26 protein-coding genes and 2 tRNA genes are annotated in these 26,023 nt (G+C 64.5%); 18 read left to right on the forward strand and 10 right to left on the reverse strand.

Translation table 11 applies throughout. The annotated features are described in order from the left end of the window. Positions 1-231: 231 nt before the first annotated feature. Positions 232-981, reverse strand: a complete 750-nt coding sequence (locus tag AC1PLA_RS02775; protein ID WP_481105546.1) for an SDR family oxidoreductase — start codon at positions 979-981, stop codon at positions 232-234. A gap of 112 nt (positions 982-1,093) precedes the next feature. On the opposite strand from AC1PLA_RS02775, the gene AC1PLA_RS02780 reads away from it, so the two are divergent. Beyond that, positions 1,094-1,672: a TetR/AcrR family transcriptional regulator gene (locus AC1PLA_RS02780; RefSeq protein ID WP_047129550.1), complete on the forward strand. Its 579-nt coding sequence runs from the start codon at positions 1,094-1,096 to the stop codon at positions 1,670-1,672. A gap of 52 nt (positions 1,673-1,724) precedes the next feature. On the opposite strand, the gene AC1PLA_RS02785 is transcribed toward AC1PLA_RS02780, so the two are convergent. Continuing rightward, the gene (locus tag AC1PLA_RS02785) at positions 1,725-2,642 is read right to left on the reverse strand and encodes a LysR family transcriptional regulator (protein ID WP_481105547.1); all 918 of its coding nucleotides are present in this window, start codon (positions 2,640-2,642) and stop codon (positions 1,725-1,727) included. A gap of 154 nt (positions 2,643-2,796) precedes the next feature. On the opposite strand from AC1PLA_RS02785, the gene dctA reads away from it, so the two are divergent. Together dctA and AC1PLA_RS02795 are read left to right on the forward strand one after the other, a co-directional pair. Next, the gene (dctA, locus tag AC1PLA_RS02790) at positions 2,797-4,113 is read left to right on the forward strand and encodes a C4-dicarboxylate transporter DctA (RefSeq protein WP_481105548.1); all 1,317 of its coding nucleotides are present in this window, start codon (positions 2,797-2,799) and stop codon (positions 4,111-4,113) included. Positions 4,114-4,141: 28 nt separating this feature from the next. Beyond that, entirely contained in the window at positions 4,142-5,305 is a 1,164-nt protein-coding gene (locus tag AC1PLA_RS02795; protein WP_166772712.1) for a mandelate racemase/muconate lactonizing enzyme family protein, read from the forward strand. A gap of 96 nt (positions 5,306-5,401) precedes the next feature. On the opposite strand, the gene AC1PLA_RS02800 is transcribed toward AC1PLA_RS02795, so the two are convergent. Further along, positions 5,402-6,982, reverse strand: a complete 1,581-nt coding sequence (locus AC1PLA_RS02800; protein ID WP_481105549.1) for a thioredoxin family protein — start codon at positions 6,980-6,982, stop codon at positions 5,402-5,404. Positions 6,983-7,435: 453 nt separating this feature from the next. Here AC1PLA_RS02800 and AC1PLA_RS02805 point away from each other — a divergent pair, with 453 nt between their 5' ends. From AC1PLA_RS02805 to AC1PLA_RS02825, 5 genes are all read left to right on the forward strand, one after another. Further along, positions 7,436-8,014: an anthranilate synthase component II gene (locus AC1PLA_RS02805; protein ID WP_016902431.1), complete on the forward strand. Its 579-nt coding sequence runs from the start codon at positions 7,436-7,438 to the stop codon at positions 8,012-8,014. Between the two features lie 175 nt (positions 8,015-8,189). Then, positions 8,190-8,822, forward strand: a complete 633-nt coding sequence (locus tag AC1PLA_RS02810) for a flavin reductase family protein (RefSeq protein ID WP_481105550.1) — start codon at positions 8,190-8,192, stop codon at positions 8,820-8,822. 117 nt (positions 8,823-8,939) lie between these two features. Further along, complete coding sequence (gene trpD / locus AC1PLA_RS02815; RefSeq protein ID WP_039518637.1) at positions 8,940-9,977, forward strand: anthranilate phosphoribosyltransferase; 1,038 nt, start codon at positions 8,940-8,942, stop codon at positions 9,975-9,977. 54 nt (positions 9,978-10,031) lie between these two features. Further along, a complete protein-coding gene (gene trpC, locus AC1PLA_RS02820) occupies positions 10,032-10,904 on the forward strand; it encodes an indole-3-glycerol phosphate synthase TrpC (protein ID WP_481105551.1) in 873 nt (290 codons plus the stop codon). Continuing rightward, the gene (locus tag AC1PLA_RS02825; RefSeq protein ID WP_016902427.1) at positions 10,897-11,613 is read left to right on the forward strand and encodes a haloacid dehalogenase-like hydrolase; all 717 of its coding nucleotides are present in this window, start codon (positions 10,897-10,899) and stop codon (positions 11,611-11,613) included. Before trpC ends, AC1PLA_RS02825 begins: the two co-directional genes overlap by 8 nt. A 289-nt stretch (positions 11,614-11,902) precedes the next feature. On the opposite strand, the gene crp is transcribed toward AC1PLA_RS02825, so the two are convergent. Further along, positions 11,903-12,595 carry a cAMP-activated global transcriptional regulator CRP gene (gene crp / locus AC1PLA_RS02830; RefSeq protein WP_024938194.1) on the reverse strand — a complete coding sequence of 231 codons (693 nt, stop codon included), beginning with the start codon at positions 12,593-12,595 and terminating at the stop codon, positions 11,903-11,905. Positions 12,596-12,732: 137 nt separating this feature from the next. On the opposite strand from crp, the gene speD reads away from it, so the two are divergent. Next, positions 12,733-13,527 carry an adenosylmethionine decarboxylase gene (gene speD, locus AC1PLA_RS02835; RefSeq protein ID WP_005990692.1) on the forward strand — a complete coding sequence of 265 codons (795 nt, stop codon included), beginning with the start codon at positions 12,733-12,735 and terminating at the stop codon, positions 13,525-13,527. 164 nt (positions 13,528-13,691) lie between these two features. Beyond that, positions 13,692-14,006 carry a DMT family transporter gene (locus tag AC1PLA_RS02840; protein WP_003483069.1) on the forward strand — a complete coding sequence of 105 codons (315 nt, stop codon included), beginning with the start codon at positions 13,692-13,694 and terminating at the stop codon, positions 14,004-14,006. A gap of 205 nt (positions 14,007-14,211) precedes the next feature. Here AC1PLA_RS02840 and coq7 read toward each other — a convergent pair whose 3' ends face one another. Next, positions 14,212-14,865: a 2-polyprenyl-3-methyl-6-methoxy-1,4-benzoquinone monooxygenase gene (gene coq7 / locus AC1PLA_RS02845; RefSeq protein WP_039514749.1), complete on the reverse strand. Its 654-nt coding sequence runs from the start codon at positions 14,863-14,865 to the stop codon at positions 14,212-14,214. Positions 14,866-15,046: 181 nt separating this feature from the next. Between coq7 and rplM the strand changes: the two genes are divergently transcribed. Both rplM and rpsI read left to right on the forward strand, forming a co-directional pair. Continuing rightward, a complete protein-coding gene (rplM, locus tag AC1PLA_RS02850; protein WP_481105552.1) occupies positions 15,047-15,475 on the forward strand; it encodes a 50S ribosomal protein L13 in 429 nt (142 codons plus the stop codon). A 2-nt stretch (positions 15,476-15,477) separates the two neighbouring features. Then, positions 15,478-15,870, forward strand: coding sequence for a 30S ribosomal protein S9 (rpsI, locus tag AC1PLA_RS02855; RefSeq protein WP_016902423.1), 393 nt, complete (start codon positions 15,478-15,480; stop codon positions 15,868-15,870). A 453-nt stretch (positions 15,871-16,323) separates the two neighbouring features. Here rpsI and AC1PLA_RS02860 read toward each other — a convergent pair. Beyond that, positions 16,324-16,397 (reverse strand) — tRNA-Gln (locus AC1PLA_RS02860). A gap of 51 nt (positions 16,398-16,448) precedes the next feature. After that, a tRNA-Met gene (locus AC1PLA_RS02865) sits at positions 16,449-16,525 on the reverse strand. Between the two features lie 118 nt (positions 16,526-16,643). Here AC1PLA_RS02865 and AC1PLA_RS02870 point away from each other — a divergent pair. The 3 genes from AC1PLA_RS02870 (at position 16,644) to bfr (ending at position 18,373) form a co-directional block, all read left to right on the forward strand. Then, positions 16,644-17,261, forward strand: a complete 618-nt coding sequence (locus tag AC1PLA_RS02870; RefSeq protein WP_024938192.1) for an RNA pyrophosphohydrolase — start codon at positions 16,644-16,646, stop codon at positions 17,259-17,261. A gap of 80 nt (positions 17,262-17,341) precedes the next feature. Further along, positions 17,342-17,551: a (2Fe-2S)-binding protein gene (locus tag AC1PLA_RS02875; protein ID WP_024938191.1), complete on the forward strand. Its 210-nt coding sequence runs from the start codon at positions 17,342-17,344 to the stop codon at positions 17,549-17,551. 351 nt (positions 17,552-17,902) lie between these two features. Next, positions 17,903-18,373 (forward strand): bacterioferritin, encoded by a 471-nt coding sequence (gene bfr / locus AC1PLA_RS02880; protein WP_481105553.1) that lies wholly within the window; start codon positions 17,903-17,905, stop codon positions 18,371-18,373. 347 nt (positions 18,374-18,720) lie between these two features. Here bfr and AC1PLA_RS02885 read toward each other — a convergent pair whose 3' ends face one another. Genes AC1PLA_RS02885 through AC1PLA_RS02895 form a run of 3 tightly spaced genes read right to left on the reverse strand, consistent with a single transcriptional unit; the run spans position 18,721 to position 23,651 of the window. Next, positions 18,721-20,988 carry an ATP-binding protein gene (locus tag AC1PLA_RS02885; protein ID WP_349793481.1) on the reverse strand — a complete coding sequence of 756 codons (2,268 nt, stop codon included), beginning with the start codon at positions 20,986-20,988 and terminating at the stop codon, positions 18,721-18,723. A gap of 39 nt (positions 20,989-21,027) precedes the next feature. Then, positions 21,028-22,986: an EAL domain-containing protein gene (locus AC1PLA_RS02890; protein WP_481105554.1), complete on the reverse strand. Its 1,959-nt coding sequence runs from the start codon at positions 22,984-22,986 to the stop codon at positions 21,028-21,030. A 38-nt stretch (positions 22,987-23,024) separates the two neighbouring features. After that, on the reverse strand, positions 23,025-23,651 hold the full coding sequence (locus tag AC1PLA_RS02895; protein WP_349779751.1) for a DUF4126 domain-containing protein: 627 nt from the start codon (positions 23,649-23,651) through the stop codon (positions 23,025-23,027). Positions 23,652-23,794: 143 nt separating this feature from the next. On the opposite strand from AC1PLA_RS02895, the gene AC1PLA_RS02900 reads away from it, so the two are divergent. The 3 genes from AC1PLA_RS02900 (at position 23,795) to erpA (ending at position 25,454) form a co-directional block, all read left to right on the forward strand. After that, the gene (locus AC1PLA_RS02900) at positions 23,795-24,532 is read left to right on the forward strand and encodes a DUF6776 family protein (protein WP_349779750.1); all 738 of its coding nucleotides are present in this window, start codon (positions 23,795-23,797) and stop codon (positions 24,530-24,532) included. Between the two features lie 3 nt (positions 24,533-24,535). After that, positions 24,536-24,985 (forward strand): bactofilin family protein, encoded by a 450-nt coding sequence (locus AC1PLA_RS02905; protein WP_039513525.1) that lies wholly within the window; start codon positions 24,536-24,538, stop codon positions 24,983-24,985. A gap of 82 nt (positions 24,986-25,067) precedes the next feature. Further along, positions 25,068-25,454 (forward strand): iron-sulfur cluster insertion protein ErpA, encoded by a 387-nt coding sequence (gene erpA / locus AC1PLA_RS02910; protein WP_024938186.1) that lies wholly within the window; start codon positions 25,068-25,070, stop codon positions 25,452-25,454. Positions 25,455-26,023 lie beyond the last annotated feature (569 nt).

Consider the following 26,023-nt stretch of genomic DNA (forward strand, 5'->3'; position numbering starts at 1 on the left):
GAGGAGCGGGTGCCAACCCGAATGGATCCAGCCAGGTGCACATGGCACCGGGATGGTCTGCGCGCTGCAAAGGTGTCGAAGGCGCTCACCTGGAAGCACTGGATGCGCGCAGCAAACATGCCTGCGTATCTCGCGGTAGCGGCCTTGCAGCCATTCATGCCCCACGGGTGAGTGACCGGCTTCAGCACGGCGGTGGCGCCGTGCTGACGAGTTGGATGTTCTGCGCCAGCCCTAGAACTTGACGGTGGAAAGCATTCCCAGCATCTCGTCGTAGCTGCCATTGGCCGCCGCATCGCGAAGAAACCTGGCGCGTTCCACGACAATCTCCTTCGGCGTGCTTTCTGCATGCAGCAGCGCCAGTGCTTCGTCGAGGAATTCGTCCAGGGGCATGGCATGTTCGTCGTTGCCTTGGCCGTACAGTTTGGTGCGAACGCCCGGAGGCACCAGCTCGATGACCTGCACGGTGCTGTCGGCCAGCTGCACACGCAAGGCTTCGGTGAACGAGTGCACCGCGGCCTTGCTGGCGCTGTAGGTCATTGCAGCCGGGAACGGCACAAAGCCCAGCGCGGAACTGACGTTGATGATGACGCTGTCGTTGTTGCTGGCAAGTTGCGGCAAGAATGCATAGGTCATGCGGATGGTGCCGAGCAGGTTGATGGCAATCGCCTCTTCGGCAGCCTGCAAGGACTCTGGCTTGAAGACGTTTTCGCTCGGCATGATGCCGGCATTGTTGATCACCACATTCAAGGCGGGGTAGCGCTCGGCCGCCACGCGGCTGGCCTGGACGATGGAGTCCGCGTCCGCAACGTCGATTTCGATTGCCTCGATGCCTGGATGCTCGGCAGTGATCTGATCCAGCAGCGCTTTCTTTCGCCCTGACACGATGACCATGTTGCCAGCCTGCTGGAGCCGCAGCGCCAGTCCGAGGCCGATGCCAGAGGTCGAGCCGGTAATGAGGATGGTGTTGCCGCTGTTCTTCATGGATGTTTCCTGGGTACGGAAGGGGTAGAATCCAAACGGACAACAGTCCGCTTGCCTCGAAACGTTGGCGGACAACTGTCCGTTTGTCAATAAATTCAGTGAGGAACAGGGTGTGGAAAAGCCAACGCGATCCGATGCACTGCAAAATCGCGAGCGCATCCTGTCCGTGGCGCTTACGGAGCTGGTGCGCTCGGCCGATGTGCCACTGAGCGCGATCGCCAAGAAGGCAGGCGTCGGGCAAGGGACCTTCTACCGCCACTTCCCGACGCGGGAGGCCTTGGTGGTAGAGGTCTATCGCCATGAGATGCTGCAGGTCACCGGGTTCGCCGAGCAGTTGCTGAAGACGCGTCCGCCGGAGCAGGCGCTACGCGAGTGGATGAACCGTCTGGCCGAATACGCCATTACCAAGGCGGGCCTGGCGGATGCGCTTCGGGTTGTCGCCAACGCGAAAGAGTGCGCAGGCAACGCAGGCTATGCCCCCGTGATCGCTGCCGCCCAATTGTTGCTGGATGCCAACGAGAAGGCCGGAACGATTCGTCCAGGGATCACCACGGACAAGTTTTTCCTGGCGATCGCAGGGATCTGGCAGATCGACGCCACCGAGAACTGGCAGCCACGCCTGGCCTGGCTCATGGAGACGGTGATGGAAGGATTGTGCGCGGGAGCGCCAGGACGGCCTGCAGGCGGATAGCGGCGGCAAGCGCCCGGATTCCAAGCGCGCAGCAGTACGCATGCCGCACCTGCTAGGTCTCCAGCTTGCCTTGCTTGAGCTTTTCCCACATGTCTTCGGCTTGCTGGGGTAAGCCGCCGGTGTGACGTATCAGGCAGATCTCCATGCCGATATCCCAGTGCGTGTCGCCGGGCGCTGCATGGACCAGCAACCCTTTGGCGAGGTCCTCTTCCACCAGTGTGCGCGGCAGCCACGCGATCCCGGCACCAGAGCGGCACATGGCCAGCAAGGTCGCTGCAAGATCGGAAGTCAACGCAGGTGTCAGGCGCGGTTCCACATCCTTGAACGCTGGATGCCCGGCGATGATGCGGCCCAGGCCGGAATCTGCACTGTAGGACAGCAAGGGCATTGCATCGGCTGAGACGAGCGACCAACGCGGGCTGCCGTCGCCATTTTCCTTCGCTGCACTGAAGGGCTGGAGCACATCGTTGCCGACCACAACCCGCTCGAACTGTTCCGGATCCAGCCCGAGACACATCCGCGGATGATGGTGGCAGAGCAGGAATTGCGCTGCCCCTTGCAGCATCAATTTTTCGCACGCCCTGAGCGTGTCGGAGACCAGCTGAAACGCACCGATACCGGTGTTTGATTCGATGCGCCTGACAAATGCCGGAAAGAACGTGAAAGAAAGAACATGGGTGGCGAGGAACGCCAACGCAGGCCGGTGTCGCCCGGCCACTTCCAGTGTTTCCTGCCGCGCAGCGTAAATGCCCGAGACCAACCCGGATGCTTTGCGAACGAACGCTTCGCCGGCCGGCGTCATCAGCACTTCCTTGCGCGAGCGCGTGAACAGCGGCGTGCCCAACCATTCTTCGAGGGCATGAATGCGCCGACTGAAGGCCGGCTGGGTGACAAAGCGACGTTGTGCGGCGCGCGAGAAATTCAGGGTCTCAGCCAGCGCCAAGCAGTCTTCGAGCCATGTCAGTTCCATGATGCCGATTGTGCATCAAGCGCATAAAAAAGGCATTGGCAGCGCTTGGGCGCTGGCACTTACGCTCCGACTCGAGCTTGCAACGCCTCCACAGGCAGGTTGTCCAGCAAGCGGCAATTCCGGTGGGTTCGCATGTCGACGGGAGCGGGCGATCATGCAGAAACGAAGTGGCATAAGACAGGTGCTCGGCCAGCTCTACGTACAGGTCCTGATCGCCATCGTCATTGGCGGCCTGGTGGGTTATGTGTGGCCGCATCTGGGTGTGGTCTTGCAGCCTGTTGCGGAGGGTTTCATCAAGCTCATCAAGATGCTTCTGGCACCGATCATCTTTGGAACGGTCGTGGTCGGGATCGCCAAGATGGGAAGCGTCAGAGAGGTCGGGAAAACCGGCGTCAAGGCGCTGATTTACTTCGAGGTCGTGTCGACACTCGCACTGGCAATTGGTCTTGTCGTGGTGAACATCATCCGCCCCGGCGAGGGCATGAACATCGATGCCGGTTCGATCGACAGCAGCGCGATCGGGCAGTATGTCAATCGCGCAAAAGACGATGCTGGCATGGTCGATTTTGTGCTGAACATCATTCCCACCACACTGGTGGACGCCTTCGCCAAAGGCAGCATGCTGCAAGTCATCCTGGTTTCGGTGTTGTTTGCAGTGGGGCTATTGCAGCTGGGCGAGCGTGGCAAGCCCCTGGTCGATCTCATCGATAACGGGCTGCAAGCATTGTTCAAGATGATCAACATGGTGATGCGACTCGCGCCACTGGGCGCAGGTGCGGGCATCGCTTTCACGATCGGCAAGTATGGCCTTGCCACCCTGTGGTCGCTGGGGCATTTGATGCTGGCCGTCTACGTGACGTCGGCACTGTTCGTGTTTGTGGTGCTGGGAGCGATCGCACGGTGGACGGGCTTTCCACTTTTGCACCTTCTCCGGTTCATCAAGGACGAAATACTTGTCACGTTCGGAACCTGTTCCACCGAAGCCGTGCTGCCGCGCATGATGATGAAGCTCGAACTGGCCGGCGTGCGCAAATCGACGGTTGGCCTGGTTCTGCCCACCGGATACACCTTCAATGCGGACGGCACCTGTATCTACCTGACCATGGCAGCCATCTTTGTGGCGCAAGCGACCAATACGCCGCTGCCGGTCTACCAACAGATTGCCTTGCTTGGGGTGTTGTTGCTGACCTCGAAAGGATCGGCTGGTGTCGCTGGCGCGGGTTTCGTTGCGTTGGCCGCAACGCTTTCCACCATCGACACGGTGCCTGTTGCGGGGCTGGTGCTTCTGCTGGGCGTCGATCGCTTCATGAACGAGGCCAGGGCGGTGGTCAACCTGATCGGCAACAGTGTCGCCACGCTCGCCATTGCCAAGTGGGATGGCGCGCTGGATCTGTCCAAGACCCGGGAAATCATGCGTCGTCAACAAGCGGGCGAGCCCATGCCTGTCGCAGCCTCTTCAACCGATTCATAACTCACACCAACCTGCGGGAGACCACCCAATGCGTATCATCGATGTCGTTGAAATCACCAAGCCGATCTCCTCGCCGATCCGTAACGCCTACATCGATTTTTCGAAGATGACCGCCAGTCTGGTGGCGGTGGTCACCGATCAGGTGCGCGCCGGCCGTCGGGTCGTCGGCTACGGATTCAACTCCAATGGGCGCTATGGACAGGGCGGGCTGATACGCGAGCGCTTTCGCGATCGCATCCTGGAGGCAGACAGTGCATCGCTGTGCAACGACGCCGGCGACAATCTGGATCCGTCCAGGATCTGGAAGGCGATGATGTCCAACGAAAAGCCGGGTGGTCATGGCGAGCGCTCCGTCGCAGTGGGCACGCTGGATATGGCGATCTGGGATGCGACCGCCAAGATCGCCGGCATGCCGCTGTTCCGCTATCTGGCGCAGATGAAAGGCCGGCAAGCCGATCCACGCGTCTTCGTCTATGCAGCCGGTGGCTACTATTACCCGGGCAAGGACAACAGTGCCTTGCGCAAGGAGATGCGCGGCTATCTGGACCGTGGTTACAACGTGGTCAAGATGAAGATCGGTGGCGCGTCCATTGACGAAGACCGCGGCCGGATCGAGTCGGTGCTTGAGGAAATCGGCAGCCAGGCCCGCTTGGCGGTGGATGCAAATGGGCGCTTCGACCTGGAGACTGGCATCGCCTACGCCAAGATGCTGCGCGACTATCCGCTGTTCTGGTACGAGGAAGTCGGTGATCCGCTCGACTACGCGCTGCAAGCCGCCCTGAGCGAATTCTATCCGGGGCCGATGGCAACCGGCGAAAACCTGTTCTCGCACCAGGATGCACGCAACCTGCTGCGCTACGGCGGCATGCGCCCGGACCGCGATTACCTGCAGTTCGATTGCGCGCTGTCGTACGGCCTGGTCGAGTATCTGCGCACGCTGGAGGTGCTGGAACAGTTCGGCTGGTCGCCCGCACGTTGCATCCCGCACGGTGGTCATCAGATGTCGCTCAACATCGCCGCAGGCCTGGGTCTGGGCGGCAATGAGAGTTACCCGGACCTGTTCCAACCATATGGTGGTTTTCCTGATGGCGTTCAGGTCCAGGACGGACACATCGTGATGCCGGAGTTGCCGGGTATCGGCTTCGAGGGCAAGTCCGACCTGATCAAGGTCATGCGTGAGCTGGCCGAATAGGACGGGATGGCATTGGCTGCGTTTCTGATGGGCGAACCACCTGCGCGGGGCATGCCTGTGCCGACCTTCGCAGGCGCATCAGGACTGCGCCCCGCCTCACCCCAGCCAGTCGGCGCAGGTGGCTGGCTTGTTCTCGTCGGCGCAACGTGTCTGCGCCTTCTGGCGCAGGCGCGTCAGCACCGCGCTGCCTGTCGGGCTCTGCTTGCTCCAGGTCTTCAGTGATGCGCCGACTTCCTCGAAGTGCTGGCGATTATCTTTGAGATAGCCATCGGATTGCCGCGCCAGATCGCCGATCACTCGGCTTGCAAGCGTCTCGATACCTGTACCGTCCTCCGGGCTGAGCCGGACCAGCGCATCCAGATAGGTCATGCCCCGCTCAACCACGGTCCCCTGGCTACCATTCGAATCGTAGGCCTGCTTGAACCATGACAGCGCAGCCTTGGTGTCACCGCGCTGTTCGGCCAGGATGCCCAGGTAGGGCATGTAGTAGGACGGTGTCTTGCTACGCGTCAACTCGGCCTGCATCAATTGCGCAGATCCCTTGTTATCGCCCACCAGCGCCAACAAGCCGGCAGCACTTGTGATCGTGGATTGACGCTCTTCATCGGTCTTGGCTTCCGTCACCGCCCACTGCACGCGCTGGTGCACGGTCTTGACCACGTCTGCAGGGAGCGGAGATTGCGGCTTATTCATTTCCGCTCTGGTCGGCTGTCCCTGTGCCAGGCGAGCAAGGTCGATCTCGGCATACCCGGTCCGCAAACGATCAACGATGGGCAAGGTGGGATCGGCATAGGCCTTTGCCAGCGCCTGATTGAACTCCCTGGACAATGCGGCACGTTTGCCCGGATCGTCGGTCGCGGAAGCAACCAGCGTGGCAGCACCACGCACCAGCACATCAAGATTGTTGCGCACCTCTGACGGGTTGGAAAACACGGTTTGCAGCAACGTGTACGTCGCCGGGCTTGCGACGGGCTTCTGCCTGGTGACGGCCACTGCCAGCAGCTGGAAGCGACGCCGCAAGGCCGGCTGTGGTGCCGCCTTCGCCAGTGCAGCCAGGGTGCCGGGCGCAGCCTTTGCATCGACCAGTTGGTCGTCCTGCAACCAGCTGTAATTGCCGAGAAGAGTCCACTCGTCCGGCTTTAGCGTTTGTGGAGCGTTGAGCGCCCGCTCCAGGATCTGCTTTGTACTTGCGGTGGATTGAGCTGCAACGCGCAGGCTATCGACAAGCTGGGCGGTACTGCTGTCGCCCACCAGCCGGGTGATTTCGCTGCGATCCGGGCGTAGCAGGATGACCGTGGGATACCCCCTGACGCCGAAGCGTTCGGCCCAGGTCTGGGCTTCTTGCAGGTCTGCGTCCAGATGCACTGCCACGAATTGCCGCGTCTGCGCGATGAACCCCGGGTCCTTGAACGTGGTGGCCTTGAGCCGGTTGCACGGTGGGCACCAGATGGCGCCCCAGTACAACAGGAGTGGTTTGCCGGTGTTCCTGGCCTCTTCCAGGGCTTTCTCCACATTTCCCTCATGCCAGTTTATCGCGGGCGCCGCTGCAGGCCGCGTTGCTGCCGCGGGCGGCGCCGATGCCGCCGACGGCGTTGATCTGTCGCAGGCCGTCAGCGCTGCCAGCAACGCGGAAAGAGCGATGAGCCTGGGGGACGGCGAACGAAACGACAGAGCCATGGGAAGCCTTTGCGTGATGGAGGTCAGCTGAGCGCGGTTGTCTGGAAACACCTCCACGCATGCCAATTTCTCGAAGCATCACGTCTTTCAAGTTTGCCCGGAGCGGAGGATGCGAACTGCCGTCACGCCGAACGCATCGTTAGGGCACATGACGGCGCACATTGGATCCAAGCTGGAGACAGCCGGCGTTCCGCGCGAGGGGTGCAAGTTGTCTAGCCGGTCCGGACCTGTCGGAGCACTGTGGTCCGGGCAGGGACAGCGTGGATGACGCGTCTGCATGGCTGATCGCGTTGATCGCACACAGGAGCGCTGAGCGAGCCCGTGCGAAGATATGCTCCGGTGTTGCTCGCTCCCCGGCCGCTTGGGTATCCAGGCGGGTTGAAAGGGATCAGGGCGGGTATCGGCGGGTTGTTTCGGGCTGTTGCCCTTTAAAAACAAAGAGATAGGCCTGAAATGTTACTGATGCTCGACAACTACGACAGCTTTACCTACAACCTCGTGCAGTACCTGCAGGCGCTGGGCGCCGAGGTCACGGTGGTGCGCAACGACGCGATGAGCGTGGATCAGATCGCCGCGCTCAGGCCCGAGCGCATCGTGATCTCGCCCGGCCCGTGCACCCCGAACGAGGCCGGTATCTCGCTGCAGCTGATCGAGCAGCTGGGCCAGACCACGCCGATCCTGGGTGTGTGCCTGGGGCATCAAAGCATCGGGCAGGTCTATGGCGGCGATGTGATCCGCGCCGACAACATCATGCATGGCAAGACCTCGCCGATCCGCCACCAGGGCAAGGGCGTGTTCGCCGGCCTGCCGGACAGCTACGAAGCCACCCGCTACCACTCGCTGGTGGTGGACAAGACCACCTTGCCCGACGCGCTGGAAGTCACCGCCTGGACCGAGAATCCGGATGGCTCGATCGAAGAGATCATGGGCCTGCGCCATCGCCAGTTTCCGGTCGAAGGCGTACAGTTCCATCCCGAGTCGATCCTGACCCAGCACGGTCAGGCCTTGCTGAAAAACTTCCTGCAGCGTTGATCGAAATGCGCAGCGCGCACGTCGCAAGGGCCGCCGTAACCTTCGTCAGTCTCGATGCGGTCGTCAGCACCGTCGATACACCGGCGACCCGCGCGCGCAATGCCCGCAATCAGCTGCGCGCCAGCGTGCAGCTGATTTCCCACTTCGCTTCGTTCACACCTGCATCCGGATCACGATGAGCACCGCCAGCGATAGCTTCCACTTCTACGAACCAGGCCAGGGCCACGGGCTGCCGCACGATCCGTTCAACGCCATCGTCGGTCCGCGGCCGATCGGCTGGATCGGCTCGCGCAGCGCCGAGGGCATCGCCAATCTGGCGCCTTACAGCTTCTTCAATGCGTTCAACTACGTGCCGCCGATCGTCGGTTTCGCCAGCATCGGCCGCAAGGACAGCCTGCGCAATATCGAAGCCACCGGCGAGTTCAGCTGGAACCTGGCCACGCGCCCATTGGCCGAGGCGATGAACGCCAGTGCGGCGATGGTGCCGGCGGAGGTCGACGAGTTCGGATTGGCCGAGCTGCAGATGGCGCCATCGCGGCTGATCGGTGCCCCGCGCGTGGCGGCCAGTCCGGTCAGTTTCGAATGCCGGCTTAGCCAGCTGTTGCCGCTGCAGAGCGCAGCCGGGCAGGCCATCGAAACCTGGCTGGTCCTGGGCGAAGTGGTCGGCGTGCATCTGGCGCACGCGGCGTTGCAGGACGGCATCTACGATCCCGCAGCCGTGCAGACGATTCTGCGCGCCGGCGGCGCCGCCGACTATTTCGAAGTGCAGGCGCAGGCACGCTTCCGCATGCGGCGCCCGGGCCAGTGAGCGCTGCGCGCCGCGTCGCTGCAGGGCATTGCCGCCATGCGCGACCGCAGCGCCAGGATTGATTGATCAAGCTCGCTGCCGCCTATTCTTTCTCACGTTTTGCCACGGTCCTCGTCCATGCCCATCACCCCGCAAGAAGCCCTGCAACGCACCATCGAACACCGCGAAATCTTCCACGACGAAATGGTCGAGTTGATGCGCCAGATCATGCGTGGCGAGGTCTCGGACATGATGGTCGCCGCCATCCTCACCGGGCTGCGGGTCAAGAAGGAAACCATCGGCGAGATCGCCGGCGCAGCTACGGTGATGCGCGAGTTCTCGCGTCGCGTGGACGTGGATGATCGCCGGCATATGGTCGACATCGTCGGCACCGGCGGCGATGGCTCGCATACCTTCAACATCTCCACCTGCGCCATGTTCGTGGCCGCCGCCGGTGGTGCCAAGGTCGCCAAGCACGGCAATCGCAGCGTCTCTTCCAAGTCCGGCAGTGCCGACGCGCTGGAGGCGCTGGGCGCGGCGATCGAGCTGCAGCCCGAGCAGGTTGCCGCCTCGCTGGCGCAGACCGGTATCGGCTTCATGTATGCGCCGGTGCATCATCCGGCCATGAAGGTGGTGGCGCCGGTGCGCCGCGAAATGGGCGTGCGCACCATCTTCAACATCCTCGGCCCGCTGACCAACCCGGCCGGCTCGCCGAACATCCTGATGGGCGTGTTCCATCCGGACCTGGTCGGCATCCAGGCGCGCGTGCTGCAGGAACTCGGTGCCGAGCGCGCGCTGGTGGTGTGGGGCCGCGATGGCATGGACGAACTCTCGCTGGGTGCCGGCACCCTGGTCGGCGAACTGCGCGATGGCCAGGTGCGCGAATACGAAGTGCATCCGGAGGATTTCGGCATTGCCATGTCGGCCAGCCGCAATCTCAAGGTGGCCGATGCCGCGCAGTCGCGCACGATGCTGCTGCAGGTGCTCGACAATGTGCCCGGCCCGGCGCTGGACATCGTTGCGCTCAATGCCGGGGCGGCGCTGTACGTGGCAGGCGTGTCCGACAGCATCGCCGACGGCGTCGTGCGTGCGCGTGCAGTCCTGGCCGATGGCTCGGCGCGTGCAAAGCTGGACGCCTATGTCGCCTTCACCCGGCAGATTGCCCCGCAGGCCTGACCCTTCCCACCGCACCGGCAGGCATGGCCTCGGCATCCTCACAATCCCGCTGGCATGCTGCGCGCCGGCGCGTGGCGGTCAGTTGCGGCCGTCTTGACCGATAATGCCCGCCCGCCAGGACCCGAAACGATGAGCGACATCCTCAACACCATCCTCGCCCGCAAGGCCGAAGAAATCGCCGAGCGCAGTGCGCGCGTGCCGCTGGCCGAGCTGATCGCGCGCAGCGCCGACCTGCCGCTCACGCGCGGTTTCGCTGCTGCCATGCAGGCCAGCATCGCCGCCGGCGAGCCGGCGGTGATCGCCGAGGTGAAGAAGGCCAGCCCGTCCAAGGGCGTGATCCGGCCCGACTTCCACCCGGCCGACATTGCGGTCAGCTATGAATTCGGCGGCGCCAGCTGCCTGTCGGTGTTGACCGATGTGGACTTCTTCAAGGGCGCCGATGCCTATCTGCGCCAGGCGCGCGAGGCCTGCACGCTGCCGGTGCTGCGCAAGGACTTCACTGTCGACCCCTACCAGGTCTACGAGGCGCGCGTGCTCGGCGCCGATTGCATCCTGCTGATCGTCTCGGCACTGGACGATGGGCAACTGGCCGAGCTCTCCGGCCTGGCCATGCAACTGGGCCTGGACGTGCTGGTGGAAGTGCACGACATCGACGAGCTGGAGCGCGCGGTGCAGGTGCCGGTGCCGCTGGTGGGCATCAACAACCGCAATCTGCGCACCTTCGAGGTGACGCTGCAGACCACGCTGGACATGCGCGCCGCCGTGCCGCGCGACCGCATCCTGGTCACCGAAAGCGGCATCGTCACTCCGGCCGATGTGCAGTTGATGCGCAGCCAAGGCGTGAATGCGTTTCTGGTCGGCGAGACCTTCATGCGCGCGCCCGAACCCGGCGAGTCGCTGCGTCAGCTATTCTTCGCGCATGACTGAGGCGTATCCCGTACCGCGCGACGACGCACCGCTGGTGGTCTTCGATTTCGACCACACGCTGTATGACGGCGACTCCGGCAGCCATCTGTTCGCCTGGCTGATCAAGCGCAACCCCTTGCGTCTGCTGGTGGCGCTGCTGGCCTCGCCAATCCTCGGCCCGATGGTGGCGATGCTGCCGACCCGCCGCCGCGGCGTGTCCGGGTATGTGTGGATCGCCACCTTCGGCCTGCACCGTACGCGCGAGTTCAACCGTTTCATCGATGCGTACGTGCTCAAGCATGAGGCGCAGATCCGGCAGCGCCTGTTGCCGCATGCCTTGAAGGTGTTCACCGACCACCGCGCTGCCGGCGACCGCGTGGTGGTGGCCACCGGCGCGCCGCCGGAACTGGCGCGCGCGATTCTCGGCTTTGTCGCCCATCAGGACGTGCCGGTGATCGGCAGCCTGGTCGGCCCACGCCTGGGTGCGGTCACCGCGCGACGTCACTGCCACAACGAAGAGAAGATGCGCATGCTGCGCGAGCGCGGCTATGCCGACATCGCCATTGCCTATTCGGACAGCACCGCGGATCTGCCGCTGTTGAAGGCTGCGCGCGCGCCGGTGGTGGTCAATCCGAAGGCCAATCGCGAAGCGCTGTTCCGGCAGGTGCTGCCGGCCGGCACGCCGATCCTCAACTGGGGATGTCGCGATCGCGGTGGCAAGGCGCTGTAGCGCCTGGCGCCGGTAGCGGCGCGCAGCCTGGCGGGCACGGCAGGTATTCGAGCTCGGCAGCTACCGCGCAGACACACGGCTTGCTTCGCGCGCATACGGTGGCTGTCACCAAGATTTACCGGTCACGCCAAACCCGCCGAAGCAGCAGGGAAGGGTAAGTAGCTAGTAATGCATAGCATGCGCGCAGTGCGGCGGTGGAACGCGCCCGACTGCATCGGTTCGCATACTGTGCGGCATGCGGTTCAAGCTGCGGCTGGTGCAGTGCTGCACCAGCCGCGACCACAACCGCTTAGCGGGTGCCGTAGAGCACGACGGTCTTGCCACGTGCATGCAGCAGGCCGTCGGCCTGCAGCTTCTTGAGCACGCGCCCGGCCATTTCGCGCGAACAACCCACCAGCCGTGCCAGTTCCTGCCGCGATACACGCAGCTGGGTGCCCTGCGGGTGACTCATCGCTTCCGGCTCCTTGGACAGGTCGTGCAGGGTGCGCACGATGCGGTCGGTTACGTCCAGGAACGCCAGGCGGCTGGCTTTCCTTGTGGTATCGAGCAACCGCTTGGACAGCTGAACGCCAATCGCGTACAGGATGCGCGGCGCATCCGGCGACAGACTGGTCTGGAACAGCTGCTGCAGCCGCTCGTAGCTGATCTCGGCCAGCTCGCACTGGGTGCGGGTGCGCAAGATCACCTCGCGGGTATCGGATTCGATGAACAACCCCATCTCGCCGACGAACTCGCCGCTACCGAAGTAGCCCAGCACCAACTCACGATCGTCATCTTCCTCGGCAATGATGCTCACCGAGCCACTGATCACGTAGTAGAGGGTGCCAGCCGGGTCTCCTGGCCGGAACACATCGGTCCGGGTCGGATAGCGCCTGCGATGGCTGTGCGCCAGGAAACGCTCGATCGTGCCCGCGTCCAGCGCCAGAGAAGGGGTAGCGTTACGTACCGTCGTAGTCACAACCGTCGTGTTTCCTGGGCTCATGGTAGTTCCGCGTGTAATTCCTGAAGCTTAACGGCATGAGTCATGCAAGGTAAACCATTCTTAACATCGGCATTTCGTTGCTGGGATCTTTGGCTCATAATTGTTTCCTTTCCCGCCTTCCATAAGGACAGACCGACGTGGTCAAGCCGTTGCCTCGCCTGAGGCTACAGGGGTTCAACAACCTCACCAAGGCGTTGAGCTTCAACATCTACGACGTCTGTTACGCGCGTACCGAAGAGGAGCGTCAGCGCTACATCGAATATATCGATGAGCAGTACGACGCCGATCGTCTGACGCAGATCCTGACCGATGTTGCCGAGATCATTGGCGCCAACATCCTCAATATCGCACGTCAGGACTACGATCCGCAGGGCGCATCGGTCACCATCCTGATCTCGGAAGAGCCCGTCATCGACAAGAAGCAGGCTGGTAAGGAGCTGATCTCCGATGCCGTGGTTGCTCATATGGACAAAAGTCATATCACTGTCCATACATACCCCGAGACGCATCCGCAGGAAGGCATCGCCACGTTCCGCGCCGATATCGACGTCGCCACCTGCGGCGTGATCTCGCCGTTGAAGGCGCTGAACTACCTGATCGAGAGCCTGGAGTCGGACATCGTGATCATGGACTACCGCGTCCGTGGCTTCACCCGCGATGTGAAGGGCAAGAAGCACTACATCGACCACAAGATCAACTCGATCCAGCACTTCCTCGCCAAGAACGTCAAGTCGCGCTACGAGATGTTCGACGTGAACGTCTATCAGGAAAACATCTTCCACACCAAGATGCACCTGAAGGACTTCGACCTGGACCAGTACCTGTTCGAGGAGCGCGCCAAGAACCTCTCGTTCAAGGAGCGCATGAAGATCGAAACGCTGCTCAAGCGCGAGATCGAAGAACTGTTCCACGGACGCAACCTGAGCGAGTAAGCGCAGCGAGCGAGCTGTTGTGCGACCTGCCTGCAGGCGCGCGAAAGAACCAAGGCGGGACGGCCCGCCACGCGATGACCTCGCGTTCCACAGCCGACGGCGGCCCAGTGTGCAAACACTGGGTCGCTTTTTTTTTGTGCGTTTTTCAAGTGAGGAGTGATGCGATGCCCTGGATCTATCTGCTGCTGGCCGGCCTGTTCGAAATTGGTTTTGCCATGGGCCTGAAGTACAGCGACGGCTTCACCCGCCTGTGGCCGACCGTGCTGACGATCGGTCTGGCGGGCATCAGCCTGTGGTTCCTGACCCAGGCACTGAAGACCATTCCGGTCGGCACCGGTTACGCGATCTGGACCGGGATCGGCGCGCTGGGCGTGACCATTGCCGGCATCGCGCTGTTCGGCGACAGCGCGTCATGGTCGCGTCTGGCCTGCATCGGCCTGATCGTGGCCGGGGTGATCGGGCTGAAGCTGGTGGGGTAGTCGTGGTCAGTCCTGCTTCGCAGGCCTGACCCCCCAAGGTTTGCGTAGCAAACCTTGGGCCCCACTTCGTAGCAGCCTATCCCCCCGCCTTCGGCGCGCCCCCTTAACAGAAGGGGGCTCTGCTCCAGTGGGGTGTTGCGAGGTGTGGGGCATAAGTTTGCTAGGCGCCGCCAGCCGCCAATCCCCAATCCCCAATCCCCACCGGCTACAGCCGGTACGCCACCGCTTTCATCAGCTTGGAGGCCAGGGCCATGGCGCTGGGGATCGGGGGCGGGAGGATACGCGCGCCGGCCTGTTCGGCCTGGTCGGCGTGGCGGGCCTCGTCGATCTTCATCACGCGCAGGATCGCGCGGCTGCGCTGGTCGACCTCGGGGAGGGTTTCCAGGTGTTCGTCCAGATGCGCTTCGACCTGGCGCTCGGTTTCGACCACGAAGCCCAGGCTCCAGTCGTCGCCGCGCAATCCGGCCAGGGCGCCGAGCGCGTAGCTGCCTGCGTACCAGAGCGGGTTGAACAGGCTGGGGCGGCTGTCCAGCTCGTGCAGGCGGTCGGCACACCAGGCCAGATGGTCGGTTTCTTCCTGCGCCGCCTCCAGTAGATGGTGCTGGGTGTGGGCATCGCGGGCGACCGCGGCCTGGCCGAAATACAGGCCTTGCGCGCAGACTTCGCCGACGTGGTTGATCCGCATCAAGCCGGCGGCGTGGCGACGCTGATCCGGTTCCAGTGCGACGTCGGGGGTGTCGGCGGCCGGGTTGGGCCGCTCGGCGGGCGGATTGCCGAATACCGTGTCCAGCGCGCGCTGGGCTTCGACCAGCAGCCGGTCGAGCGGGCTATGCAGTCGGAAAGAGGAGATCTGGGTCATGCGTCGATTCTGGCCCCGGACCGAGCCGCTGCCAACCGCCAGCAATCCGGCCGGCCGGCGACTTGCGTGGCCTTGTATCGTCCCGTACAATCCCGCCTCTTCTGTTTCGCCTTCACAACGCGTGGCAAAGTTCCAGCGGTCATTGCCGCTGCAATCCGCCCGACCAATCAAGAGTTTTCTCATGACTACGTTCACCGCCAAGTCCGAGACCGTCCAGCGCGACTGGTATCTCGTTGACGCCGCCGGCAAGACGCTCGGCCGTCTGTCCACCGAACTGGCCCGCCGTCTGCGCGGCAAGCACAAGCCGGTTTATACCCCGCACGTCGATACCGGCGATTACCTCGTGGTGATCAATGCCGAAAAGATCGTGGTCACGGGCAACAAGCTGAAAGACAAGAAGTATCACCGCTTCACCGGCTACATCGGTAACCTCAAGACCGAGAGCCTGGAGCAGGCGCTGGAGCGCCACCCGGAGCGCGTGATCGAAATCGCCGTCAAGGGCATGCTGCCGAAGGGCCCCCTGGGCCGCACCATGTACCGCAAGCTCAAGGTCTATTCGGGTGCCGATCATCCGCACGCCGCCCAGCAGCCGCAAGTTCTGGATATCTAATCATGGCTATCACGCAAAACTACGGCACTGGCCGCCGCAAGTCCTCCACCGCTCGCGTGTTCCTGCGCAAGGGTACCGGCAACATCACCGTCAACGACCGTCCGCTGGACGAGTTCTTTGGTCGTGAGACTGCACGCATGATCGTGCGTCAGCCGCTGGAACTCACCAAGAACACCGAAAGCTTCGACATCCTGGTCACCGCCTCCGGCGGCGGCACCACCGGTCAGGCCGGTGCGATCCGTCTGGGCATCGCCCGTGCATTGGTCGAGTACGACGAAACCCTGAAGTCCGAGCTGCGCAAGGCTGGCTTCATGACCCGTGACGCCCGCGAAGTCGAGCGTAAGAAGGTCGGTCTGCACAAGGCCCGTCGCGCGACCCAGTTCTCCAAGCGCTGATCCATCGCGTTTGTTGCGTCCCGGTTCGCCGGGGCGCCTGCTTCAAAAGCCCGGCCATGCCGGGCTTTTGTCGTTTTGGGGTCTGCGCAGTGGGAGCCTGTTGTCGGTAGCCTATGACTCGCTGTCTTGCGAGACAGGTTTTCTTTGGCCGGGCCCGGCCGCTTCCGTAAATGGTGGATGGCCATCTCGTAGCAAGAGCCCGCGGTGGCGGCGCCTGCGCGCGGCGGCGGGGGTGATGCCTGCGAGTGGCCAGTTCTAAGGTGGCGCTTCTGCTGGGCGCCTGGCTGACGCAGTATCCCCTCTGCCGGACGAGGGCGGGGTGGGGCGTCGCCTGCGGCAATCGCTATTCGACCTCGGGGCGCACGGTTGCGTGCGCGCTCCATCCCCGCTGTGCTGGGCAGAAGTAATCGGGCAACAAAAAAGGCCCGATCGTCAGATCGGACCTTTCGTGTTTGGCTGCCCCGGATGGATTCGAACCACCGATGCCTGAGTCAGAGTCAGGTGCCTTACCGCTTGGCGACGGGGCAATAAAACGTGTTGGCCAAGATTATTGCATGCCTGTGTGCGCATGAACACCTTGGTGGCTATGGGTGGACTCGAACCACCGACCCCAGCATTATGAGTGCTGTGCTCTAACCGGCTGAGCTACATAGCCTAGGGAGCCGGCAATTCTTACCAAGCGCTCGCGTGTTGTCAAGCATTTCGTTTTCAGCTTGTGAGCCGGCCGTCGCCGTGGCAGAGTCGGTGACAGTAGATTTTCAGGAGTCCGCATCGTGATCGATCCGGACGGTTTCCGGCCAAACGTCGGCATCGTGCTGATGCGAGAGGATGGTCAGGTGTTCTGGGCACGACGTGTGCGCAGGGACGGCTGGCAGTTCCCGCAAGGTGGCATGAATACCGATGAGACACCCGTAGAAGCCATGTACCGCGAGTTGCGCGAAGAAACCGGGTTGTTGCCCGAGCATGTCGAATTGCTCGGTGCCACCCCTGGGTGGCTGCGCTATCGCCTGCCTAGCCGGGCAGTACGGCGCAACGAGCGTCAGGTCTGCATCGGCCAGAAGCAGGTGTGGTTTCTGCTGCAGTTCACCGGCCACGAATCCCATCTCAAGCTCGACCACACCGACACGCCGGAGTTCGATCACTGGCGCTGGGTGGATTTCTGGTATCCGGTCGAGCACGTGGTGATGTTCAAGCGCGGGGTCTATGCGCGCGCGCTGCGTCATCTGGCTCCGTTGGCGCAGACCATCGCGGGCTCCGCGGCGGTCGGGGTGATGCCCGAGCGTGCGCTGGAAGCGTGGTTGCCGGGCAGCAGCGCGGCCGGACATGACAGTCCGCGCAAGCGCCCACGCAAGCGGGGCGGGCCTCGCGCGGTGCGGATTAATAATGATTAACGTTTGGAATTGACACCTATTCTCGTTTGCGGTGCAATCGGTCCCGGTCCTCTCCGGATCGCCAGCACCCGACCGATACCGTGTACGTCTGCATCTGTAATGGGGTCACCGACCACCAGATCCGCGAAGCGGCCGAGAATGGCTGCGCCAGCCTGGCCGAGCTGACCATGCGCACCGGCTGTGGTTCGAACTGTGGGTCGTGCCTGGAAATGGCGGGCGACGTGCTGAGCCAGGCCCATGCGAGCCGCGCCCTGCCGCTGCCCATGCTGGGACTTGCCAGCGCTGCCTGAGCGCCTTCCAGCGTGCTCGCGCGGGGTCGATAACAGATTGCCGCAGACGGGTTGCCGGGTTGCTGGCTCCCACTGCCGTTTTCCCCTCGCGCCACCAACGCGCAATCGATAGGTCGCCTTCCTCGCTGCCGGTCACGCGGTCGGTTCGGCGCCGACTGCAGTCATGGTTCGATCGGCAGTCTGCAACGATCGCTCGGCAAATGATCGATGCGCGCTCCGCTGTTGCGACAGGCCGGATGACGGCCCACCCGGGATCGGGCAGGCGTCGCGCAACTGATCACGATTCGCGTTCCTTCATGCGCCGCGGCAACGCGCTACAGTGCGGCCGGCTCACTGTCTCGGAGACATCGCATGAAGGGCGATACCAAGGTCATCGAGTACCTCAACAAGGTGCTCTACAACGAACTCACTGCGATCAACCAGTACTTTCTGCACGCCAAGATGCTGAAGAACTGGGGCCTGAAAGAACTGGCCGAGCATGAGTACAAGGAATCCATCGACGAGATGAAGCATGCGGACAAGCTGTCCGACCGCATCCTGTTTCTCGAAGGACTTCCGAATTTCCAGGCGCTGGGCAAGTTGCGCATCGGCGAGAACCCCACCGAGATGTTCCGCTGCGATCTGGCGCTGGAGCGCGAGGGGGTTGCGGTGCTGCGCGAGGCCGTGGCCTATGCGGAGACCGTCAACGATTACGTGAGCCGCCAGCTGCTGGTGGACATCCTGGAGTCGGAAGAAGAGCACATCGACTGGCTGGAAACGCAGCTGGATCTGGTGGCGCGCATCGGCGAGCCGAATTACCTGCTGACCAAGCTGGACGACTGAGGGAGCTCGGTGCGGTGCTGGTCAGCAGTGTGTCGGGATCAGCGCAAGAGGGTCTGAGTCAGTAAGCGTCTGCACTGCTGGGGAGCATGCAGGCGCTGCGGGCGCTGCATGGGTGTCGTGCTGTCGCTGTGGCTGGCCGCATTTGGATGCGCGCGCACCTCAACCCCCACCTCTTTCCGCGCCCCCGGGCCCGCGTTTGCGACGCGGGCGCTCCAGGGCACGCACGCCAGTGGCGCGCAAACCCTGCCTTCTCGCCGCGGCGAGAGCGGGGCGAGATTTTTCTTCGCAGGATGTCTTCGACTGTGTCGCCTGGCCGGTTGTTGTCGTCGGCTGCAGGCTTGCGCGGTTCAGCCGGCTGTGCGGGTCTTGGCCTGCAGGCGGGCGACCTGGCCGAGCAGCGCCAGGCGGGCGCGTGCGTATTCGGCGATGACCAGCGCCACCATCACCGAGGGGCGTTCGATGGTGCCGGTGCGCGCGGCCAGTTCGATCCGGCGCGCGGCATTGGCCAGCGCCTTGGCGCCGACGTTGGCGCTGGAGGATTTGAGCGTATGCGCCAGATCGCGCAGCTGCATGCTGTCGCGGTTGGTGGCTGCGGTTTCCAGGCGCTCAATGATGCCCGGCGCGTCTTCCAGGAACAGCTGCAGGATGGTGATGGTGTCCGCGCCCGCCACCTCGTACAGCTCCTCGATCACGCTGTTGTCCAGGATCGGCAGGGCGCGCGCCTGCGCGGCGCTGCTGGCGCTTTCGGGGTCGCCTGTGGCCTGGCTGCCGGTGGCCGGGCCAGGCAGCAATGGTTGGCGCGGCAGCCAGCGTTGCAGGCAGGCGTCGAGCTGCTCGCGGGCAACCGGTTTGGACAGATAGTCGTCCATGCCGGCGGCCAGGCAGCGTTCGCGATCGCCGGCCATGGCGTTGGCGGTCATCGCCACGATCGGGATCGGGCGGCCACCGCTCTCGGTTTCCATCGCGCGCCAGCGGCGGGTGGCGGCATAGCCGTCCAGCACCGGCATCTGGCAATCCATGAAGACCATGTCGTAACGGGTGGACTCCATGCTGCTCAGCGCGGCTTCGCCATCGGTGGCCGTATCGGCGTCGAAGCCGAGCACGGCCAGCAGCTTCTGCGCGACCAGCAGGTTCACCGGGTTGTCTTCCACCAGCAGGATGTGCACGTCGCGCGCGTTGGCCAGCGCGGGCGCCATCGGCTCGGGAATCATCGCCGCGGCCAGCGTGGCCGCGTGGGCCGGCCTTGGCTCGGGCGGCAGCACCAGCGAGCGCAGGGTCTCGTCCGGGCTCTGGCGCGGCACCAGGGTGGCATTGTCCTGCAGCTCGGACGGCACCGGCTCGTCGCCGTACAGCCAGATCAGGCGCGCGCCGCTGAGATCGTCCGGGCGCGCAAGTGCGCGATGCACGGCGCGTGCGCTGTAGCGCAGCGTGTCGTGGTCGGCGATGACGCAGCGGAAGCCTTCGCTGTCGCTGTGGCGACGCACCCGCTCCAATGCTTCCTGGGTGGTTTCCATCAGCACGTGCGACACGCCCCAGCTGTCGAGCAGGCGCTTGAGGCGTTGCGACAGGCGGGTGTCGGAACTGATCACCATCACCCGCGCGGCATCGGCACCGGTGTTGTGCTGCAGGTCGCCGATGACCTTGAGCAGCGGGATTTCGAACCAGAACGTGGCGCCGCGCCCAGGCTCGGACTCCACGCCGATGCGGCCGCCCATCAGGTCGATGATGCGCTTGCAGATCGCCAGCCCCAGGCCGGTGCCGCCGTACAGGCGGGTGGTGGAGGCGTCGGCCTGGGCGAATGAGCGGAACAGGCGTGCCTGCTGATCCGGGGCGATGCCGATGCCGGTGTCGCGCACCTGGAAGCGCAGCAGATGCTGGGCGCGGGTTTCGCCCAGGCGACGCAGCTGGATGTCGACGCTGCCGCGCTCGGTGAACTTGATCGCATTGCCGATCAGGTTGCCCAGCACCTGGCGCAGGCGGATCGGGTCGCCGCGCACCAGCAGGCGCACCGACGGTTCGATATCCAGCCCCAGGCGCAGCTGCTTGCCTTCGGCGGTGCGCTGCAATAGCTGCACGACGCCGTCCAGCAGCTCGCGCAGGTTGAAGGTGGTGATCTCCAGTTCGAGCTTGTTGGCTTCGAGTTTGGAGTAGTCGAGGATGTCGTCGACGATGCGCAGCAGCTGCAGCGAGCTGCCGGTGGCGGTCTGCAGCATGTCGCGCTGGTCCAGGCTGAGCTGGCCGCTGGAGATCAGTTCCAGCATCGGAATGATGCCGTTGAGCGGGGTGCGGATCTCGTGGCTCATGGTGGCCAGGAATTCACCCTTGGCCAGCGTGGCGGCCTCGGCGGTCTGCTTGGCGCGCAACAGTTCCTGTTCGAGCGCGCCGTGACGCTGCAGCTCCTGCTGCAGGCGTTCACGGGCAACGTCGGCTTCTTCCAGGCGTTGTGACAGGGCGCGTTGCGCGCGCGCGCTGCGGTAGCCGGCAACTGCGGCGCATAGACCAAATACCACCGTCAGTGCTGCAGAGAGCGCCGTCACTGCGCGCCACGGCCCGTCGATGGCCGACCACTGCAGGCCGGCACCCAGCGCAGCGACCAGCGCGGTCAGCGTGGCCAGGCTGCTCCAGGCGCGGAGGCCTCCTGCCCGCGCTGTCACTCAGAGCACCGCGTTCGTGAAGTCGAAGTCCAGTTCCTTGCCGACCGTCTGCACCAGGTTGCCCTGGATGAAGTCCACGCCGCTCATCCACATCGCCGCGGCCGCCTGCGGATCTTCGATGCGTTGGCCGATGATCAGCAGGCCGCGCTGATGGGCGATATTGATCACGCTGCGCAGTTCGTCGCGGACTGCCGCGTTGCCGTGGGCATCGGCGAAGCGGTTGGCCATGCGCACGAAGCTCAGCGGCAACTGGCCCAGCAGCGCGTTGGCTTCGTCGCCGGGCTCGAACTGGCTCAGGCAGAACTGCACGCCGGCCGGCATCAATTTGGCGCAGAACTGCTGCACGGTGACCACGTGGATCAGGGCATCGTCCAGGCGCAGGTCGACGATCAACGATTGCCCGGCCACGCCGCGCTCGAGCAGCGCCTTGAGCAGCCAGTCGGCAAAGGCGTCGCGTGCCAGCGTGCGTGGCGACTGCGACACGAACAGCCGCAGCGGCGGGTGGGCGTGCTGGTACAGATGCAGCAGGCCGAGCGCGTGGTCCATGACCTGCTGGTCGAGATCGGCGATGCGTCCGGCCGCTTCGGCGGCGGGAATCACCTGGCCGGCCGACAGCAGCGTGCCGTCGGCCTGGCGCAGCCGCAGCAGCACCTGGTATTGCGCGGTGTCGCCGCCGGCCACCGCCACGATCGGTTGATAGGCCAGTTCGAGCTGGCCTTCGACCAGGCGCAGTTGCTCCTGTTGTTCGGCCTGGCTGGGGGCCAGATAGGCCTGCACGCCGTCGCTGCGCAGGCGTGCCTGCAGCGCAGTGCGCTCGACCGCTTCCAACGCGCTGCCGGTGTCGTCGAAGCCCAGGCCCAGCGGTGCCACGCCGATGGCGCAGCGCACGTGCACCGATTCTTCCTCGCGCACCGGGAAGGCATGCGCCGACAGCCGCTGGCGGATCTCCAGCGCGTGCTGTTCCAGGCTGGATTCGGGCATGTCCACGCCCAGCAGCAGGAAGCTGTTGTCGTTCAAGCGCGCCAGTGGATACGGGTGCGCGGCGCTGGCCAGGCGATGCCCGGCCTGGGTCATCAGGCGCTCGTAGGCGGCATAGCCGTAGCGCTCGCGCAGGCCTAGTGCGCTGGCGATTTCGATGAAGAACAGGCCGCCGGCCTGCTTGCGCGCCAGCGCATCGGCCAGCAGTTCCATCACATGGCCGCGCGTCGGCAGGCCGGTTTCCGGATTGCTGCGCACGCTAACCGGTTCGCCGGCCTGCTGCAGCGCCTGTTGGCGTGCGCGGCGGATGCGGTTGGAGACTGCGGCGATCAGGTGACGTGGGCGGATCGGCTTGGTCAGGAAATCGTCGGCGCCGCTGTCGAGTACTTCGAACTGACGCTCCGGATCCGGGTCGCCGGTGAGAAATACGATCGGCAGCAATTGCTGGCCCGGCTGCTGGCGGATCAGGGTGGTCAGGCGGATGCCGTCCAGCTCGGGCATGTGCAGATCCATCAGGATCAGATCCGGGTGGTAGTCCTGGATCGCCTGCGGCACGCTGGCGGCGGTCATTTCCACCTGTGCATGCATGCCGGCGCCGTGCAGCACGCTCTGCGCAAACAACGCCTGCGAGCGGTCGTCCTCGACGATCAGCACGCGGTACGGCGCGTCGGCGGCGACGTTGTCATCGCCCTCGCGCGGGGTTGAGGCAGTCGTTGGCGTCGGCGCTGCGGCCGTCGCGTGCGCGCTGCTGCCTTGAGCAGCGGACTGCGCTGTCGCCATCGGCACGATCATTGCGGGTGCGGCAGCGAGCGCAGGCGCCGGGATGATGGCCGCGCTCACCGGCTCGGCAACGGTGGACGCCGCCGCGGCCTCGTCGGCCCAGCGGCGCCAATAGTCGGCCGGCGGTGTCTCGGCGCGCAGTGGACGATTGCGCGTGGCGGTGTCGTCACGGGTGAAAGGAACCGGATCTCGGGCGGCCATCGATACTCCCTGCAGTCGCGATGATTATGCGATGAACTTCACGATAGCGGGGAGCGACGTGCAGCCGGCGTGGTGGTGGAACGCATCGGCGCGACCAGCCGGCGCATGCCCCGCCACAGCAGTCGCCAGACCCACCCCACAACCAGCGTGGCCAGCACGCTGGAGCCCACCGCAACACTGAGTGCCAGCCACGGGTGCGCCAGTGCCAGCGCCAGCGCGGTGGTGGTGATGGTGTCTTCGGCCAGCGAGGCGACCCAGTTGCTGGCCGGTTCCGGCGAGGTGTTGAGCAAGGCGCGGGTGCCGGCCTTGAGGGTATGGCTGGTCAGCGCCACGCCGGCGCCGGCGGCCAGCACGCCCGTGCTCAGATCACCGTCCGGCGACAGCGTGGCCGCGGCCAGAAAGGCGCCGGCCGGCACACGTGCCAGCGTCTGCAGCAGATCCCAGCCCGAATCCACGCCGGGAATCTTGTCGGCGAAGAATTCGGCCACCGCCAGTGCACCGGAGGTGCCCAGCACCCACCACGACTGTGCCGGGTGCAGGGCGGGTGGCAGCTCGATCCAGCCGAGCAGGCCGGCCAGGCCGACACCGAACACGGTGAGATAGACACGGATGCCGGCCAGCCAGGCCAGCAGGATGCCGATCACGAACAGATGGGCTTCGCTCATGGCGTTGTCGATCTCTGCAAACAATTGCAGAACTATCGCAGAACTTTGGGATAACCGCCGGTCCAGCGCCAGCACGACGGTCAGTGGCGCTCTGGCACACTACGCCGCCCATGACTGCGCCGGCCCGTCCGGACCCGATGCCCATGCGACCAGCCGCACGCGTTCAGATCGTCCAATGTGACTCCGGCGGTGGCCGTTCCCGCGGCCGCTGGTTATGGCTGGTGATCGCACTGGTGTGGCTGGCGTCGCTGGGCGTGACGTGGTGGATGGCCAGCCGCACTGCCGCGCCGCGTCTGGTCGAGGCCGAGGCGGCGCTGCAGCAGGCGCAGCGCAACCAGGCCCAGCAGCGTCGGCAGATCGCGCAGTTGCAGCAGCGCCAGGTCAACCTGGCGATGTCCGACAAGATCAGCCGCGCCGCCAATACCGAGGTGCAGGCCTCGCTGGCCGAGCGCGACGAGCAGATCGCCGCACTGCGCGCGGATGTGGCGTTTTACGAGCGCCTGGTGGGCTCCACCGCGCAGCGCAAGGGGCTGAACGCGCACTCGGTGCAATTCACCGCCGAGGCCGGCGGCACCTGGAATTACAGCGTGGTGCTGACCCAGAACCTCAACCGCGGCGCGATCAGCCAGGGCCAGCTGCGCTTTGCGGTGGAAGGCGTGCGTGCCGGCAAGCTGGTCACGGTGAGCTGGAACGAGTTGCACCAGAAGCCGGATGCGGCCGGGCAGCCGTACTCGTTCCGCTATTTCCAGCAATTGGACGGCAGCGTGATCCTGCCGAAGGATTTCACTCCGCAACGTGTCAAAATCTCCCTGAGCGGCGATGGGGCGCCGGTCAATCAGACATTCGACTGGAAAGTCGCCGGGAATGGCGCGGGGGAGTAGCTGATGTTCGGAAACAAATCCAACCGTGGTGCGCAGACCGTGGTCGACACCTTGATCGGGCCGCAGGTGGTCATCCGCGGCGACCTGATGTTCAGCGGCGGGCTGTATGTGGAAGGTCGCATCCTGGGCAAGGTGATTGCCGAAGACGGCGCCAGCGCCACCTTGACGGTGGCCGAGCAGGGCAGCATCGAGGGCGAGGTGCGCGCGCCGGTGGTAATCATCAATGGCCAGCTGACCGGCGACGTGCATGCCGCCGAGCGGGTCGAACTGGCCGCCAACGCGCGGGTGCAGGGCAATGTGCATTACCAGGTGGTGGAGATGAGCGCCGGCGCGCAGCTCACCGGCCGCCTGATCCATGCCGCCACCGCTGGCGCGACCGCCGCGTTGCCGGCGCCGGAGGCCGGCCGCGTCGAGCCGGTCAAGGCCTTGCAGGCCGAGACTGCCGACGCTTGAGGGTGTGGCCTGCAGCTGAAGCGGGCCCCAGATTTGGCAAGCAGCGCTTGAAGTGGGGCCGCCTGGCCCCCATGCTGACGCCATGAGCACGCTCGTTTCGCTTCCCACCGCCGCCCCGGCCCCGGACTATCAGTCCATCGACCGGCCGTTGAACTTTTCCGTGGCCGCCGCCAGCAAGGTGCGCGAGCTGATCCAGGAAGAAGGCAACGCCGAGCTGGCGTTGCGTGTCTACATCCAGGGTGGCGGCTGTTCCGGCTTCCAGTACGGCTTCGAGTTCGACGAGAACCGCGCCGAGGACGACCTGGCCGTGGCCACCGACGGGGTGACGCTGCTGGTGGACCCGCTGAGCCTGCAGTACCTGATGGGCGCCGAAGTGGACTACACCGAAAGCCTGACCGGGGCGCAGTTCGTGATCCGCAATCCGAACGCCAAGACCACCTGTGGGTGCGGGAGCAGCTTCAGCGTCTGAATCGACGCGGTTGCTGGCGCCTGGTTGTTTGTGTGTGATGTTGCGGTCGAGTCGCGGGCAATCTGCTGCCTGCGACGTTCTCAGGTCTGACATGGTGCGGTGATAGTGGCAGTCGCGTGAGTGTGTCGATACGGCCTCACGCTGTGCGTCGCTCGCACGCGCTGTATGACTCTTGGTGCGACGCGTGTTGCGGGTCAACGACACCGCAGCCGGGCGGATTTTCAAACGCCGATCCATGTGATCCATGCACTGCGCAGATGCACTGGCGAAGCGCCACGCGCTATCGATGTACATGTCCAACGCGCTGTGAACATTCGCCTGCTGCGGGGTTCGCCATGCGCGCGCAAGCTTCGTGCGCGCGAGCTGGGCCGCGTGCGGCGATGGTGATACTGCACGCATGCCCAGCGCTGGTGCCAGCACATGCCGATTTGGATTCATGCATCGCGTTTTGCCTTGCGTGACGCGCGCGGGCGGTCGCCACTGCGTTGACCGAGCGTACCGCGCGCCGCGCCGATTCCACCCCATGGCGCAGTCACCACGCCGCCCAGCCCGCGTACGTTGATCGCACA

The sequence above is a fragment of the Xanthomonas sp. NCPPB 1826 genome, assembly GCF_056725285.1.